This window comes from Leclercia sp. GHBNCSD (genome assembly GCF_055805075.1).
This window is the reverse complement of record NZ_JBQVYO010000001.1, coordinates 2,888,884-2,904,087: the sequence shown is the minus strand read 5'-3', so window position 1 is coordinate 2,904,087 and position 15,204 is coordinate 2,888,884. Positions and strand designations below refer to the sequence as shown.

The 15,204-nt window shown below is 55.2% G+C and carries 14 protein-coding genes; 5 read left to right on the top strand and 9 right to left on the bottom strand.

Annotated features, from left to right (window positions below; genetic code table 11):
- Positions 1 to 11: 11 nt before the first annotated feature.
- From ACT3IC_RS14030 to syd, 6 genes are all read right to left on the bottom strand, one after another.
- Complete coding sequence (locus ACT3IC_RS14030; RefSeq protein WP_263951645.1) at positions 12 to 1,352, bottom strand: glucarate dehydratase family protein; 1,341 nt, start codon at positions 1,350 to 1,352, stop codon at positions 12 to 14.
- Positions 1,353 to 1,354: 2 nt separating this feature from the next.
- Positions 1,355 to 2,707, bottom strand: coding sequence for a galactarate/glucarate/glycerate transporter GudP (gene gudP / locus ACT3IC_RS14025; protein WP_103180939.1), 1,353 nt, complete (start codon positions 2,705 to 2,707; stop codon positions 1,355 to 1,357).
- Between the two features lie 484 nt (positions 2,708 to 3,191).
- The gene (locus tag ACT3IC_RS14020) at positions 3,192 to 3,641 is read right to left on the bottom strand and encodes a flavodoxin (protein WP_103180940.1); all 450 of its coding nucleotides are present in this window, start codon (positions 3,639 to 3,641) and stop codon (positions 3,192 to 3,194) included.
- A 3-nt stretch (positions 3,642 to 3,644) separates the two neighbouring features.
- Positions 3,645 to 4,439 (bottom strand): tRNA pseudouridine(65) synthase TruC, encoded by a 795-nt coding sequence (truC, locus tag ACT3IC_RS14015; RefSeq protein ID WP_103180941.1) that lies wholly within the window; start codon positions 4,437 to 4,439, stop codon positions 3,645 to 3,647.
- On the bottom strand, positions 4,436 to 4,762 hold the full coding sequence (locus tag ACT3IC_RS14010) for a YqcC family protein (RefSeq protein WP_103180942.1): 327 nt from the start codon (positions 4,760 to 4,762) through the stop codon (positions 4,436 to 4,438). Before ACT3IC_RS14010 ends, truC begins: the two co-directional genes overlap by 4 nt.
- Before the next feature lie 632 nt (positions 4,763 to 5,394).
- On the bottom strand, positions 5,395 to 5,940 hold the full coding sequence (gene syd / locus ACT3IC_RS14005; protein ID WP_103180943.1) for a SecY-interacting protein: 546 nt from the start codon (positions 5,938 to 5,940) through the stop codon (positions 5,395 to 5,397).
- A 68-nt stretch (positions 5,941 to 6,008) separates the two neighbouring features.
- Here syd and queF point away from each other — a divergent pair, with 68 nt between their 5' ends.
- The 5 genes from queF to xni all read left to right on the top strand — a co-directional run bounded on the left by queF (position 6,009) and on the right by xni (position 12,474).
- Positions 6,009 to 6,851: an NADPH-dependent 7-cyano-7-deazaguanine reductase QueF gene (gene queF, locus ACT3IC_RS14000; RefSeq protein WP_103180944.1), complete on the top strand. Its 843-nt coding sequence runs from the start codon at positions 6,009 to 6,011 to the stop codon at positions 6,849 to 6,851.
- A 116-nt stretch (positions 6,852 to 6,967) separates the two neighbouring features.
- Complete coding sequence (gene ppnN, locus ACT3IC_RS13995; RefSeq protein WP_103180945.1) at positions 6,968 to 8,332, top strand: nucleotide 5'-monophosphate nucleosidase PpnN; 1,365 nt, start codon at positions 6,968 to 6,970, stop codon at positions 8,330 to 8,332.
- Positions 8,333 to 8,882: 550 nt separating this feature from the next.
- Positions 8,883 to 10,172, top strand: a complete 1,290-nt coding sequence (locus tag ACT3IC_RS13990; RefSeq protein ID WP_103180946.1) for an HAAAP family serine/threonine permease — start codon at positions 8,883 to 8,885, stop codon at positions 10,170 to 10,172.
- A gap of 63 nt (positions 10,173 to 10,235) precedes the next feature.
- Positions 10,236 to 11,603, top strand: coding sequence for an L-serine ammonia-lyase (locus tag ACT3IC_RS13985; protein WP_156655174.1), 1,368 nt, complete (start codon positions 10,236 to 10,238; stop codon positions 11,601 to 11,603).
- Between the two features lie 112 nt (positions 11,604 to 11,715).
- Complete coding sequence (gene xni, locus ACT3IC_RS13980) at positions 11,716 to 12,474, top strand: flap endonuclease Xni (RefSeq protein WP_473477862.1); 759 nt, start codon at positions 11,716 to 11,718, stop codon at positions 12,472 to 12,474.
- A 91-nt stretch (positions 12,475 to 12,565) separates the two neighbouring features.
- Here xni and rlmM read toward each other — a convergent pair whose 3' ends face one another.
- The 3 genes from rlmM to gcvA are packed head-to-tail and all read right to left on the bottom strand — an operon-like array spanning position 12,566 to position 15,014.
- Positions 12,566 to 13,666 carry a 23S rRNA (cytidine(2498)-2'-O)-methyltransferase RlmM gene (gene rlmM / locus ACT3IC_RS13975; protein WP_103180949.1) on the bottom strand — a complete coding sequence of 367 codons (1,101 nt, stop codon included), beginning with the start codon at positions 13,664 to 13,666 and terminating at the stop codon, positions 12,566 to 12,568.
- Entirely contained in the window at positions 13,659 to 14,054 is a 396-nt protein-coding gene (locus ACT3IC_RS13970) for a DUF423 domain-containing protein (protein WP_039029918.1), read from the bottom strand. The genes rlmM and ACT3IC_RS13970 overlap by 8 nt, the downstream gene beginning before the upstream one ends.
- A 45-nt stretch (positions 14,055 to 14,099) precedes the next feature.
- The gene (gene gcvA / locus ACT3IC_RS13965; protein WP_103180950.1) at positions 14,100 to 15,014 is read right to left on the bottom strand and encodes a glycine cleavage system transcriptional regulator GcvA; all 915 of its coding nucleotides are present in this window, start codon (positions 15,012 to 15,014) and stop codon (positions 14,100 to 14,102) included.
- Between the last annotated feature and the right edge of the window lie 190 nt (positions 15,015 to 15,204).

Below are 15,204 nucleotides of genomic sequence, written 5' to 3'. Positions count from 1 at the left end.
CCATCCTTTAATCAGTGGCGACCGAACGCCGGGCGTTTACGGTCAAAGGTCCAGCCGGGGATAAGGTACTGCATCGGGCCTGCGTCATTACGCGCGCCGCCTGGCAGTTTCTTATACGCCTCATGCGCTTTGTGGATCTGATCCCAGTCAAGTTCCACGCCAAGCCCCGGAGCGTCAGGTACGGCAATCTTGCCGTGTTTAATTTCGAGTGGATTTTTAGTCAGGCGCGCTTCGCCTTCCTGCCAGATCCAGTGGGTGTCTATAGCGGTCGGCGTGCCCGGTGCGGCGGCACCGACATGGGTAAACATCGCCAGCGAAATATCAAAGTGGTTGTTGGAGTGACAACCCCAGGTCAGGCCCCAGTCATCGCACAGCTGCGCCACCCGTACCGCGCCGGAAAGGGTCCAGAAGTGCGGGTCCGCCAGCGGAATATCGACCGCGTTGAGCATGACGGCATGTCCCATCTCGCGCCAGTTGGTGGCGATCATGTTGGTCGCTACCGGCAGGCCCGTGGCGCGGCGGAACTCCGCCATCACCTCACGGCCAGAGAAACCCTGCTCGGCGCCGCACGGATCTTCGGCGTAGGTCAGGACATCGCCCAGCCCTTTGCACAGGGCGATAGCTTCATCCAGCAGCCAGGCGCCGTTGGGATCCACGGTAATGCGGGCATCCGGGAAGCGTTTTTTCAGGGCGCGGGCGCTCTCAATTTCCTGCTCGCCCGGCAGAACGCCGCCTTTCAGTTTGAAATCCTTAAAGCCGTAGCGATCCTGCGCCGCTTCCGCGAGGCGGATCACCGCCTCACTGGAGAGCGCCTCCTGGTGGCGCAGGTGATACCACTCGTGGCTGCCCGGCGAACGTTCGAGGTAAGGGAGATCGGTTTTGGTGCGATCGCCCAGGTAGAAGAGATAGCCCAGCACGGTGACCGCATCGCGCTGTTTTCCAGGGCCGAGCAGTTCACACACCGGCACGTTCAGCGCTTTGCCGAGCAGGTCCAGCAGCGCCGCTTCCAGCGCCGCCACCGCATTCACCCGCAGCTCAAAGGTCCAGGCACCTTTGCCGAACGTATCGAAATCGGCAGACTGGTTGCCTTTGTGTACGCGCTGCACCACTTTGTTCAGGCGCGCCACCTCCTGACCCACCACCTGCGGAATGGCATCCACCAGGGTCTGGTAGATCACCTCGCCGCCAGGCGCTTCACCTACGCCGGTATTCCCGGCGTTATCGGTCAGTACCACGATATTACGGGTAAACCAGGCGTTATGCGCGCCGCCAATGTTCAGCAGCATACTGTCCTGGCCGGCAACCGGGATAACCTTCATTTCAGTGACGACAGGGCTGGATTGCATACTCATCATCAACGCTCCGTAACAGGTTTCAGCTCGATACGTTTGATATCACCCACCAGGACCAGGTAGCTCAGTACCGCTACCAGGGCATGGATACCGACGTAGATCAGCGCCCCGTTGAACGAACCGGTGGTACCGACAATGTAGCCAATGGCGATCGGGGTGACGATCCCGGAGATGTTGCCGAACATGTTGAACAGACCGCCGCTCAGACCGCTGATCTCTTTCGGCGCGGTATCTGCCATCACCGCCCAGCCCAGCGCCCCGATACCTTTACCGAAGAAGGCCATCGCCATAAAGCCGATAATCATCCACTCTGCGTTCACGTAGTTACACATCACCATCGTCATGGAGAGCAGCATACCCAGCACGATTGGCGTTTTACGGGCGATATTCAACGAGCCAGTACGACGCATCAGCCAGTCGGAAATTACCCCGCCCAGTACGCCGCCCACAAAGCCGCAGATTGCCGGAACGGAGGCGACAAACCCGGCTTTCAGAATCGACATGCCGCGCGCCTGCACCAGATAGACCGGGAACCAGGTAATAAAGAAGTAGGTTAAGGCGTTGATGCAGTACTGGCCGAGATAGATCCCGAGCATCATGCGGGAACCCACCAGCTGTTTGATTTGGCCCCATTTCTGGCTGAACGGGACTTTCGCTTTGCTGCTCGCCTGATCCATGTTGATCAGCGCGCCGCCTGCGGCAATGTAGTCCAGCTCTTTCTGGTTTACGCCGGGATGCTGGTTCGGTTCGTGGATCACTTTCAGCCAGATAAAGCTGATCACAATGCCCAGACCGCCCATAAAGAAGAACACATGCGACCAGCCCACCTCGTGCGTCAGCCAGCCCATGATGGGCGCAAAGATGACGGTGGCAAAGTATTGTGCAGAGTTAAAAATGGAGACCGCCGTTCCCCTCTCCTGAGCCGGGAACCAGGCAGCCACGATTCGGCTGTTGCCGGGGAAGGATGGGGCTTCTGCCAGCCCGACGAGGAAGCGCAGGGTAAAGAGCGCGACAATGATGCCAAAGCCGTTAAAGATATCGACAAAGCCCTGCAGCAGGGTAAACATGGACCAGATGAAAATGGACCAGAAATAGACGCGTTTTGAACCGAAGCGATCCAGCAGCCAACCGCCAGGAATTTGGCCGATAACATAGGCCCATGAAAATGCCGAGAAAACATACCCCATACCGACCGGATCCAGACCGATATCTTTTGCCATTTCTGAACCGGCAATCGACAGGGTGGCGCGGTCGCCATAGTTGAAGGATGTGACGATAAACAGCATCACCACTATCCAGTAGCGGGCGTTAGTACGCTTTTCAGCGCTGCTCGCCGCTTGGCTTAATGAACTCATTCTTGCACTCCTGAATCATAGCGTTTTCGCTACGTTCATTCTGAACAGCTCAACCGTAGGGTAATCAGAATGACGTGTATGTGTTTTTGCAGTTCGAACATGTAGGTCGTTTCGCCTTACTGACTGCATTTTTATTAACTGGCGGAAAAAGTATAAGAAAGGAACCTGGCCCCTCTCACCGTGCATCAACACAACATTGGCACGGCTCTGTGCGGTTGTTTGTGGCAAAAGCCCAGGACAATGGAAGAGACTTCACGGAAATGAAAACTGCCTGCCCGTAAGGGGGAGGCCAGTGCCAGGGAATAACGGGAGTGTGAAACAGGTCGCTTGACGCAGTGAAAATGCCTGCTAATAACCGCGCTTCAGATGAGGATTTACGGGCGATTGCCCAAAGCTTACTCGATTCAGTTAACTTATACTGGCTGCATGGTCGCTTTGTTAACTGGCAAAGGGTTCTGGCCCTCCGCTCAGGGAGGGCAGGAACTTATTTTAGCAATGTGCCCCACTGTTCAACCCAGGGATTGGATTCGCCTTCCGGCTCAGGGTGTTCAGAGGCGTCAATCATCAGCATATCACCCACGCGCTGCGCGCTTTGCTCCTGTAACAGAGCGTCGAACAGCTTACCGCCACCGCAGAAATTCGCGTAAGTGCTGTCACCGAGCGCAATAATGCCGTAACGCATTTCCGGCTGATAACCCAGCTTATCTTTAATTCCCTGGAATAGCGGAACAATGCTGTCCGGGAGATCGCCCTGCCCGGTTGTCGAGGTGACCACCAGCACATACTGGCCCTGATATTTTTCCCAGTCGGCCAGATCGGGATCTTCATAGACCGTGGCTTTATGACCCATGCCTGCCAGAATCGCTTCGGCCTCTTCTGCCACCAGCAGCGAGTTACCGTACATCGTGCCGACAAAAATTCCGATTACCGCCATGTTTTACTCCCTGATTAAACGCTCGTTCCGATCATCCTGAACGTTGGTTACGTCAAACTCAACCCTTTCATTTTCGGGGAGTTGTCCGCGCCATCCAAACTGTGACAACGCCTGCATCCACACCTCGTCCAGCCCGGCCCGGATCGTCAGTGGCTTGCCGGTAAACGGATGGATAAGTTGCAGCTGGCTGGCGTGTAGCATCAGACGATGGCAGCCGAAATGCTCCGCGGCGCTGCGGTTTTGCCGCAAGTCGCCATGCTTGCTGTCGCCGATGATCGGATGGCGAAGATGGGCAAGGTGGCGTCGCAGCTGGTGCTTACGCCCGGTTTTCGGCTCCAGTTCAATCAGACTATAGCGCGTGGTGGGAAACTTACTGGTGGGAACGGGCATTTCAGTGGTCGCCATGCCGCGATAGTCGGTTACCGCGGGCTGCGGGCCTTTGTCGTCGCGGGCATACTTATCGGCAATTTTATCCAGCTCTTCCGTCAGGGGGTAATCGAGCGTGGCGCACTCTGTCAGCCAGCCCCGGACAATCGCATGGTAGCGTTTCTGGATCTGATGCTGCTCAAACTGCTGCGCCAGACGTCGACCGGCCTCGCTGGAGAGCCCCATCAGCAGAACGCCGGAAGTGGGTCTGTCCAGACGGTGGGCAGTGAAGACATGCTGACCGATCTGGTCGCGCACCGTCTGCATCACCACCACTTTTTCATCCCGGTCCAGCCAGCTACGGTGCACCAGCCAGCCGGAGGGCTTATTAACAGCGACCAGCCACTCATCCTGATAGAGGATCTCGATCATGCTTCGTCGCCGAAGAGCGTATCGAGGGCCAGCAGCACGGCCAGCACCGCGTCGCGTGACGGATGAGCAGCGTCCAGCGCCATTTCATAATAGGGCGCCACGGCAAAGCTCTGGGGTAGCGGATGGCCGCTGTCGAGCAGTGCATGCATGCGGGGAATGAGGACCCATTGCAGCCACTCAAACGGCTCCAGGGTATCCATACAGAAAGGTTGCGTGCTCTCAAAAGCCTCTGGCTGCGGCGCCGTCTCCTGCCACAGCTGATGGTCGCGCAGTAAAGCTTCAATGGCGTGCAGTTGCGCGCGCACGTTGTCGTGATGGGTCATACAAACCTCAACTGAAAATGTGAACGGCGCGCAGCATAGCAAAGACCACGCAGAAATAAAAAAAGGGAGCACTGTAAAAACAGTGCTCCCGGTTCGTTTCGTAGCAATCCAGCTACTTTTAGTGCTCCCTGCTCATCCGTGACAACTTTTCCTCTGACCCTAAGGCCTGGTCTTCCCTTGACCGCTGCATCCTGCGCACATCGTCCTGATGTGACTGCTTCTTCCTGAAGCGTCCTGGTCTTCCTGACCCACCGGACATCTGTACCGGCTCTCATTCTCCTTCCTGGAGGTGTCCTTCAACGCGTCCTGCGTGATCCTCTTGCTTCATCCTGAAGCCTTCCTTGTAGCGTCTTCCTGACGTGTCCTTATTAAGAAACGTCATCATCCTGATGTTCGTTTCTTGTGTCGGCTTCCTGTCGACGGAGATAGAATCCATGATTCCGCTTCGTCTTACAAGGTACTACGTAAGCCAAATTAAAAAGTTTGCGTATCTGTGCTAAGCGTTTTAAAAAGACAAGTTACTGATAAATTAGTGATTATTAAATAGCGGGATGGTTAAAGCATTCAACTAATAAGGGCGATCTCTCACAAACTCTGTAAGAGATCTCTCACACGCGCAGTAGTATGCAGGATTACACTACGGGATGAAGATGATTAAGAAAATCCGCAAGGGAAGCGGAGAGGATCTGACGCTTCTGCGTACCCAGCGTCTCTTTTATCACGTTACCTGTAAGGTTGCAGACAGAGATAACGTCCATTTCACTGTCGAGCGTGGCGATAAACAACGTTGGCGATAGCTTCAGGCGCTTCTGGGTAACAAGGTGCCCAATCAGGTTCTCCTGCACGCGCAGCAGGTCTTCTTCGCTCCAGGTTTGCAGCAGCGTCATCGCTTCATTATCAAAGCGAGCGCACATATCCCCGGCGAACTGTGTGGTATAGAACGCGTGAACCGGAGGTTGTACCACAATGTCCATGGCACGTTCAATGGCTTTTACACTCTGCTCAGCGGTAAACGGCTGCGGCTGCCAGGTCACGGTCTCGCCGGAAGAGGTGATAATGCAGGGTGAAGGCACGCCGTACAGCTCTTCGCTTTGCGGCCATGACGCTTTCTGTTCATGCCAGGCGTCACAGTAACGCGTGGTAAATGCGGTTAACGCAGCAGCAGTCTCTTTATCCACCGGTTTCTCTCTTCATATAAGCCAGGATACACTCAGCCCATAGTTTACCTTTAAAGTGACAATGAAACATGTCTTACGAAAACCATGATGCCTTATCGGGCCTGACGCTGGGCAAAAGCACAGCCTACCGCGACATCTACGATGCCAGCCTTTTGCAGGGGGTGCCGCGCAGCCTCAACCGCGATCCGCTGGGCCTGAAGGCCGATGCCCTGCCTTTCCACGGCGGCGATATCTGGACGCTCTACGAGCTCTCCTGGCTTAACGCCCGCGGTTTACCGCAGGTGGCAGTGGGTCATGTTGAGCTGGATTACACCAGCGTCAATCTGGTGGAGTCCAAAAGCTTTAAGCTCTACCTCAACAGCTTTAACCAGACCCGCTTTGAGAGCTGGGAAGCGGTACAGCGCACTCTGGAGAGGGATTTAAGCGCCTGTGCCCAGGGCAAGGTCACGGTGGCGCTCTACCGGATTGATGAGCTTGAAGGCCAGCCCATCGCCCACTTCCACGGCACCTGCATCGACGATCAAGATATTGAGATTGACAACTATCAGTTTGACACCGCGTGGCTGGAAAAGAGTGCCAGCGGCAAAGTGGTGGAAGAGACGCTGGTCAGCCACCTGCTCAAATCCAACTGCCTGATTACCCATCAGCCTGACTGGGGTTCGGTGCAGATCCAGTATCGCGGGGCAAAAATCGATCGTGAGAAGCTGCTGCGCTACCTGGTCTCCTTCCGTAACCACAATGAGTTCCACGAGCAGTGCGTGGAGCGCATCTTCAACGATATTCTTCATTTCTGCCAGCCGGAGGCGCTCAGCGTCTATGCCCGCTATACCCGACGCGGCGGACTGGATATCAACCCGTGGCGCAGCAATACCGATTTTGTTCCTGCCATCGGTCGGTTAGTACGTCAGTAAAATAAATAAATTTATAATATGCGCGGTATGTTCCGCGCTTTAGGTTGTGAAAGGTCATAAGCCAGGGCTATTGTAATCAACGGGGAAAGACGATAAACGTCCCGTAAGGAGCTCACTTGATTACACATATTAGCCCGCTTGGCTCAATGGATATGTTGTCGCAGCTGGAAGTGGACATGCTCAAGAGCACGGCCAGCAGCGATCTTTATCAATTGTTTCGCAACTGTTCACTTGCCGTTCTGAACTCCGGTAGCCTCACCGACAACAGCAAAGAGTTGCTGTCGCGCTTTGAAAGCTTTGATATCAATGTCCTGCGCCGCGAACGTGGCGTAAAGCTGGAACTGATTAACCCGCCAGAAGAGGCCTTTGTTGACGGGCGCATCATTCGTGCGCTGCAGGCCAACCTGTTTGCGGTCCTGCGCGATATCCTGTTTGTGAACGGCCAGATCAATAACGCCGGTCGTTTTCAGCATCTGAACCTGGAAAGCTCCGTTCATATTACCAACCTGGTCTTCTCTATTCTGCGTAACGCCCGTGCTCTGCACGTGGGCGAAGCGCCAAGCATGGTGGTGTGCTGGGGTGGTCACTCCATTAACGAAACCGAATATCTCTACGCCCGTCGCGTGGGCACCCAGTTGGGTCTGCGCGAGCTGAATATCTGCACAGGCTGTGGCCCGGGTGCGATGGAGGCGCCAATGAAGGGAGCGGCAGTGGGCCATGCGCAGCAGCGCTACAAAGAGGGCCGCTTCATCGGTATGACCGAGCCGTCTATTATCGCCGCTGAACCACCCAATCCGCTGGTTAACGAACTGATCATCATGCCGGACATTGAGAAACGTCTGGAGGCGTTTGTCCGTATCGCCCACGGGATTATCATCTTCCCGGGCGGCGTAGGGACAGCAGAAGAGTTGCTCTATCTGCTGGGCATTCTGATGCATCCGGCAAACCACGATCAGGTGCTGCCGCTGATCCTCACCGGCCCGAAAGAGAGCGCCGACTACTTCCGCGTCCTGGATGAGTTCATTGTGCATACGCTGGGAGAAACGGCCCGTCGTCACTATCGCATTATTATTGACGATGCCGCAGAAGTGGCACGCCAGATGAAAAAGGCCATGCCGCTGGTGAAAGAGAACCGCCGGGATACCGGGGATGCCTACAGCTTTAACTGGTCGATCCGTATTTCGCCCGATCTGCAGATCCCGTTTGAGCCATCCCATGAAAATATGGCTAACCTGAAGCTCTACCCCGATCAGCCGGTTGAAACGCTGGCCGCCGATCTGCGTCGCGCCTTCTCAGGCATCGTGGCCGGTAACGTTAAAGAGGTGGGTATCCAGGCCATCGAGGAGTTTGGTCCCTATAAAATTCATGGCGACCGCGAAATGATGCGCCGCATGGACGATCTGCTCCAGGGCTTTGTCGCTCAGCATCGTATGAAACTTCCGGGCAGCGCCTACATCCCCTGCTACGAGATTTGCGCATAACACCCGTGCTCGGCTGCGTGTCGGGCACCTTCTCACTCTCCCCCGCCGGGAATCGCCTTCAGCCGCCCGGCTTTTTTATTCCCTTCAGCCACATGGCGTGGCTTGAGATATCACCGTAACTTATCTTTTTGCGTTTAGATAACCAAACGCAAACGATTACGTACAATTTCTAAGCGTTATTTATTAGCTACAAACGTTTTAAATCACGAAAAAATCCTCTAAAAACTCACTTTTACAGCGTATGACACCTATATTCCCGGGCTCTCTATCACGCTACATATCGTTAATGTTAGCCTTCGCGCCCAGAAATTCGCTGTGATGTTTTATTAGCAGATAAATGGTCTAAAGATATCCACCTCAAAAGTAGATTATTGCATTTGAGATCGGGATCACTGATAGATCCATTACGAAAATGTATCTTTCCGCCCGCCGATAGTTACGGAGAAAAATTATATAAAAACCGTCACTGAGCGAATTTCATATTACGATTAGCCCTTTTTGCATCGAATTTGACCAGAAACCTGACATTAGCTACTTCCTGGAGACACAGATGGAAACCACTCAAACCAGCACCGTTGCTTCGATTGAAACCCGAAGCGGATGGCGTAAAACCGATACCATGTGGATGCTTGGCCTGTACGGCACAGCAATCGGCGCTGGTGTTCTCTTCCTGCCTATTAACGCGGGTGTTGGCGGCTTAATTCCGCTGATCATCATGGCAATCATTGCGTTCCCGATGACCTACTTCGCACACCGCGGCCTGACCCGTTTTGTGCTCTCCGGCAAAAATCCGGGCGAAGACATCACTGAAGTGGTTGAAGAGCACTTCGGGATTGGCGCAGGTAAGCTGATTACCCTGCTCTACTTCTTTGCCATCTACCCAATCCTGCTGGTGTATAGCGTGGCTATCACCAACACCGTTGACAGCTTTATGACCCACCAGCTGGGCATGACGCCGCCACCGCGCGCCATTCTGTCGCTGATCCTGATTGTCGGCATGATGACTATCGTGCGCTTCGGTGAGCAGATGATTGTAAAAGCGATGAGCGTGCTGGTGTTCCCGTTCGTTATCGCCCTGATGGTGCTGGCCTGCTACCTGATCCCTCAGTGGAACGGCGCAGCGCTGGAAACCCTCTCCCTGAGCAGCGCGTCCGCCACCGGTAATGGCCTGTGGATGACCCTGTGGCTGGCAATCCCGGTAATGGTCTTCTCCTTTAACCACTCGCCGATCATCTCCTCCTTCGCCGTGGCGAAGCGTGAAGAGTACGGCCAGGGCGCCGAGAAGAAGTGCTCCAGTATCCTGGCTCGCGCTCACGTGATGATGGTGCTGACCGTTATGTTCTTCGTCTTCAGCTGCGTACTGAGCCTCTCCCCGGCGGATCTGGCGGCAGCGAAAGAGCAGAACATCTCGATTCTCTCTTACCTGGCGAACCACTTTAATGCCCCGGTGATTGCCTGGATGGCACCAATCATCGCCATTATCGCTATCACTAAATCCTTCCTCGGCCACTACCTGGGCGCGCGTGAAGGTTTTAACGGTATGGTGATTAAATCTCTGCGCGGTAAAGGTAAGAGCATTGAAATCAACAAGCTGAACAAAATTACTGCCCTGTTCATGCTGCTGACCACCTGGGCGGTTGCGACCCTGAACCCGAGCATCCTCGGCATGATCGAAACCCTGGGCGGCCCGGTCATCGCGATGATCCTGTTCCTGATGCCGATGTACGCCATTCAGAAAGTGCCAGCGATGCGTAAATACAGCGGCCAGATCAGCAACGTCTTCGTTGTGGTTATGGGTCTGATTGCTATCTCCGCTATCTTCTATTCGCTGTTCGCGTAATGCCTCCCGCGCCATCTTCGGATGGCGCAATCTACTCCTCTGACGTAAAGCAACGGACGCATCATGATTAGCGTTTTCGATATTTTTAAAATTGGTATTGGTCCTTCCAGCTCGCACACCGTCGGGCCAATGAAAGCAGGTAAACAGTTCACGGACGATCTTATTGCGCGCGGAATGCTGCACGACACCACCCGCGTAGTTGTAGATGTCTATGGCTCCCTGTCGCTGACCGGCAAAGGTCACCATACCGATATCGCCATCATTATGGGCCTGGCGGGCAACCTGCCGGATAGTGTTGATATTGACGCCATCCCGGGCTTTATCCAGGACGTTAACACCCATGGCCGACTGCTGCTGGCCAACGGTGAGCATGAAGTTGAATTCCCGGTTGATCGCTGCATGAATTTCCACGCCGACAACCTGTCGCTGCACGAAAATGGTATGCGCATCACCGCGCTGGCAGGCGACAAGGCGATTTACAGCCAAACCTATTACTCTATCGGCGGCGGTTTTATCGTCGACGAAGACCATTTTGGGCAGCAAGAGAGCGCGCCTGTCGCGGTGCCGTACCCGTATAAAACGGCTGCCGACCTTCAGCGTCATTGCCAGGAGAGCGGCCTCTCCCTCTCCGGCCTGATGATGAAAAACGAGCTGGCGCTACACAGCAAAGAAGAACTGGAACAGCACTTTGCTAACGTCTGGGAAGTGATGCGCGGCGGTATTGAGCGCGGTATCACCACCGAGGGCGTGCTGCCCGGTAAACTGCGTGTTCCACGCCGTGCTGCGGCCCTGCGTCGTATGCTGGTGAGCAGCGATAAAACCACCAGCGATCCGATGGCGGTCGTGGACTGGATCAATATGTTCGCGCTGGCGGTGAACGAAGAGAACGCCGCGGGTGGCCGCGTAGTAACGGCCCCAACGAACGGTGCCTGCGGTATCGTTCCTGCGGTGCTGGCTTATTACGACAAGTTTATCCGCGAAGTAAACGCCAACTCACTGGCCCGCTATCTGCTGGTAACCAGCGCCATTGGCTCGCTGTATAAGATGAACGCCTCGATCTCTGGCGCCGAAGTGGGCTGTCAGGGCGAAGTGGGCGTGGCTTGCTCCATGGCGGCAGCGGGTCTGGCAGAGCTGCTGGGCGGCAGTCCGGCGCAGGTCTGCATTGCGGCAGAAATTGGCATGGAACATAACCTCGGTCTGACCTGCGATCCGGTTGCCGGCCAGGTGCAGGTGCCCTGTATCGAGCGTAATGCCATTGCCTCCGTGAAGGCGGTGAACGCCGCACGTATGGCGCTGCGCCGCACCAGCGAGCCGCGCGTCTGCCTCGATAAAGTGATCGAGACCATGTATGAAACCGGTAAAGATATGAACGCCAAATACCGTGAAACCTCTCGCGGTGGTCTGGCGATGAAGATCGTGACCTGCGACTAAGCCTCAAAAGGAGCCTTGTTTTGCGAGGCTCCTTCCCGTTCTTCCCGCCTCTCGTAGTTTCATTCTGCCGACGGTGTTACCCTTAATCCACTGGATATAAGAGGGATTATCTGTGGCTGTTCATTTGCTTATTGTCGACGCGCTGAATCTTATCCGCCGCATTCATGCGGTACAGGGCACCCCCTGCAAGGATACCTGCCTGCATGCTCTGGAGCAGCTTATTCGTCACAGCCAGCCCAGCCATGCGGTTGCCGTTTTTGACGATGAAGCCCGCAACAGCGGCTGGCGTCACCAGCGTCTGCCGGATTATAAAGCTGGCCGCGCGCCGATGCCGGACGATCTGCACGACGAAATGCCTGTGATACGCGCCGCCTTTGAGCAGCGAGGGGTTCCCTGCTGGGGTGCTCAGGGCAACGAAGCCGACGATCTCGCGGCGACTCTGGCGGTCAAAGTGGCCAGTGCAGGCCATCAGGCTACCATTGTTTCGACGGACAAAGGCTATTGTCAGCTGCTTTCCCCCACCATTCGCATTCGCGACTATTTTCAGAAACGCTGGCTCGACGCGCCCTTTATCGCCAGTGAGTTTGGCGTATCACCCCAGCAGCTGCCGGATTACTGGGGACTGGCGGGGATCAGCAGCTCAAGGGTGCCGGGCGTGGCGGGCATTGGCCCGAAAAGTGCCGCCCAACTGCTGGCTGATTTTCAGGATCTGGAAGGGATTTACGCCCATCTGGATGAGGTGCCGGAGAAGTGGCGCAAAAAGCTGGAGGCGCACAAAGAGATGGCCTTTATCTGCCGGGACGTGGCGCGATTGCAGACGGATTTACAGCTAGACGGGAATTTGCAGCAGCTCAGGTTAGAGCGAGTGTGACGTCATGCCCGGAGGCGCTGCGCTTACCGGGCCTGCGGGACGAGGGGTGTTGTAGGCCCGGTAAGCGTAGCGCCTCCGGGCGTTGTACAGATTACCGCTCGTCGCGACGGCCACCTACGGCAGCCCACCAGCGGCGTACATGCACGGTAACCTCTTCGCGGTCGTGGTACAGTTGACGCGCCTGGATCTCCGCATTGATGCCATGCTCTGCAAGCTGGGTCTGGATGTATGCCAGGTTCTGGGAAACCTCTTCGTAGCGCTTTTTCATCGGCAGCTTGAGGTTGAAAATCGCCTCGCGGCACCAGCCGTTGACCAGCCAGGTAGCCATCAGCGCGGCCACCTTGGCCGGCTTTTCTACCATATCGCACACCAGCCACGAGATGTTATTGCGGTTCGGACGATAGCGGAAACCATCCTCGCGCAGCCAGGTCACCTGGCCTGTGTCCATCAGGCTTTGCGCAATCGGGCCATTATCAATGGAGTAGACCCACATGTTGCGTTTCACCAGCTGATAGGTCCAGCCCCCCGGACAGGCCCCCAGATCCACCGCATACATCCCGTTTGCCAGACGCTCATCCCACTCGTCGGCCGGAATAAAGATATGGAACGCCTCTTCCAGCTTGAGGGTGGAACGGCTCGGCGCGTCGGACGGGAACTTAAGACGCGGGATCCCCATGTAAAACGGCGAATTGTTGGTGGTATAGGAATACCCGGCGTAGCAACAGCCCGGGGCGATAAAGAAGACATGCACCACCGGACGCTTTGGCGTCTCGTAGTTGGTCAGCACGCCGCTGTCACGCAGTGCGGCGCGCAGCGGCACGGTGAATTTGCGGCAGAACTTCATCAGCTCTTTGCTTTCGTTAGTATCGGCCACCTCAACGCGCAGCTCACCGCCCTTCTCCACAACGCCCTGCAGCATACCGGCAATAGGGGTAATACGATCCTCTGGCGGCAGATCCTGCAGCAGCTCACCGGCCACAAACATCTGACGGGCAAAAATCAGCGAGCTGAACGGCAGTTCGCGAACCAGTTTATCGGCATCTTCGGGCTGATAGCATTCGAAAACAACGTAGCCCGCATTCTCTTTCACGCGAGCGAAACCAAAGACTTCACGCTTCGCGGCTTTATCAGTAATTTCCGCGGCACACTCTTTTTCAAAGCCCGGGCGACAATATAAGACAACTTTATTCATGAACAACGCCCTTGCGTTTCAGACGGAACGAACCGATTAACATTAATACCCACCCGACCAGGAAGCTGACGCCGCCCACCGGGGTAACAAACGCCCACAGGCGTAAATGCGACAGCGCAAGGCAATAGAGGCTACCGCTGAACAACACGGTGCCCAGCGCCATAAATACGCTGCTCCAGTAAAACCAGATGCTGATGCGACGCTGCATCGCCACAGCCAGTCCGAAGATTGCCAGGGTATGAAACGCCTGATATTCCAGACCGGTATGGATCCAGCCCATCTCCACCACACCCAGGGATTTGCGTAATACATGTGCGCCAAAGGCGCCCAGCGCAACAAAAATAAAGCCACTCACCGCGGCGAAAATCAGCATAAAACGGCTGGTCATGTTTCTGTCCTGAAGTTATGCGCGCCCTGCACGCAAAAGAAAGTGTTACTCGTACCGAAAGCGGAATTTTTCTTGCTCGTTGGCCGCCTTTGCCAGGATCCACTGGCGAAACGCGGCTATTTTACCCAGTTCTGCCTGACTGTCATGACAAACCAGATAAAATGCGTTCTTGCTGACCAAAACATCATTAAAAGGGCAGACCAGGCGGCCAGCCTCAATTTCGGACTGCGCCATCACGTTGTTTGCCAACGCCACGCCCTGTCCGTGGATGGCAGCCTGTAACACCATCGCACTGTGGCTGAAGATGGGCCCCTGCTGCACATTGATATGGTTAAGACCAAGCTGCCGGGTATACGTTTGCCAGTCGCGGCGAGAAGCATCATGCAAAAGCGTGTGTTGCGCCAGATTGTCCGGCGTTTTTAACGCTTTTTCGCCTGTTAAGAGTAGTGGCGAGCAGACCGGCAGCAAATATTCTGCGTACAATTTTTCAACACGCAGCCCTGGCCAGTTGCCCCGGCCATAAAAAATCGCTACGTCGACATCGTCTGCCAGCTTCTCTTCCTGACGGTCGACCGCCTGGATGCGAACGTCGATTCCCGGATAAGCTGAGTTAAAGCTTGAGAGTCTCGGCACCAGCCATTGAATGGCAAAACTTGGCAATAAACTGACCGTCAGTGCCCCTTTGGCACTGCGCGCCTGCAGCTTACGGGTAGCCTCGGTAAGCTGGGAAAATATCTCTTTGATATCCTGAAAATAGCTCTGCCCCTCTTCCGTCAGAAGCAGGGAACGGTTGCGGCGGCGGAACAGCTTGAGGCCCAGAAAATCCTCAAGAGACTTGATTTGATGACTGACTGCGGCCTGCGTCACAAAAAGTTCATCGGCCGCGCGCGTGAAGCTCAGATGGCGCGCAGCAGCATCAAATACACGTAATGCATTAAGTGGTGGTAATCGCTTGGACATGGTTATCTGGCTTAGATGTTAACGGCTTTTAACAAACAGGAAACAACGTTTAACCTATTAGTTTTTTTTATCTGAACCATTATAAATTGTCCGTTGAGGAACTACCAGCAAATACCTATAGTGGCGGCACTTCCTGAGCCGGAACGAAAAGCTTTTTTTGGAATGCGTGTTCTGATGGGCTTTTGGCTTA

What these genes read in the sequence shown, in the direction of transcription:
- ACT3IC_RS13985 (WP_156655174.1), top strand. Translation starts at nt 10,236, where the DNA reads ATGATTAGCGTTTTCGATATTTTTAAAATTGGTATTGGTCCTTCCAGC.
- truC (WP_103180941.1), bottom strand. Translation starts at nt 4,439, where the DNA reads ATGATCGAGATCCTCTATCAGGATGAGTGGCTGGTCGCTGTTAATAAG.
- ACT3IC_RS13990 (WP_103180946.1), top strand. Translation starts at nt 8,883, where the DNA reads ATGGAAACCACTCAAACCAGCACCGTTGCTTCGATTGAAACCCGAAGC.
- gcvA (WP_103180950.1), bottom strand. Translation starts at nt 15,014, where the DNA reads ATGTCCAAGCGATTACCACCACTTAATGCATTACGTGTATTTGATGCT.
- ACT3IC_RS14020 (WP_103180940.1), bottom strand. Translation starts at nt 3,641, where the DNA reads ATGGCGGTAATCGGAATTTTTGTCGGCACGATGTACGGTAACTCGCTG.
- ACT3IC_RS14030 (WP_263951645.1), bottom strand. Translation starts at nt 1,352, where the DNA reads ATGAGTATGCAATCCAGCCCTGTCGTCACTGAAATGAAGGTTATCCCG.
- rlmM (WP_103180949.1), bottom strand. Translation starts at nt 13,666, where the DNA reads ATGAATAAAGTTGTCTTATATTGTCGCCCGGGCTTTGAAAAAGAGTGT.
- ACT3IC_RS13970 (WP_039029918.1), bottom strand. Translation starts at nt 14,054, where the DNA reads ATGACCAGCCGTTTTATGCTGATTTTCGCCGCGGTGAGTGGCTTTATT.
- queF (WP_103180944.1), top strand. Translation starts at nt 6,009, where the DNA reads ATGTCTTACGAAAACCATGATGCCTTATCGGGCCTGACGCTGGGCAAA.
- gudP (WP_103180939.1), bottom strand. Translation starts at nt 2,707, where the DNA reads ATGAGTTCATTAAGCCAAGCGGCGAGCAGCGCTGAAAAGCGTACTAAC.
- ACT3IC_RS14010 (WP_103180942.1), bottom strand. Translation starts at nt 4,762, where the DNA reads ATGACCCATCACGACAACGTGCGCGCGCAACTGCACGCCATTGAAGCT.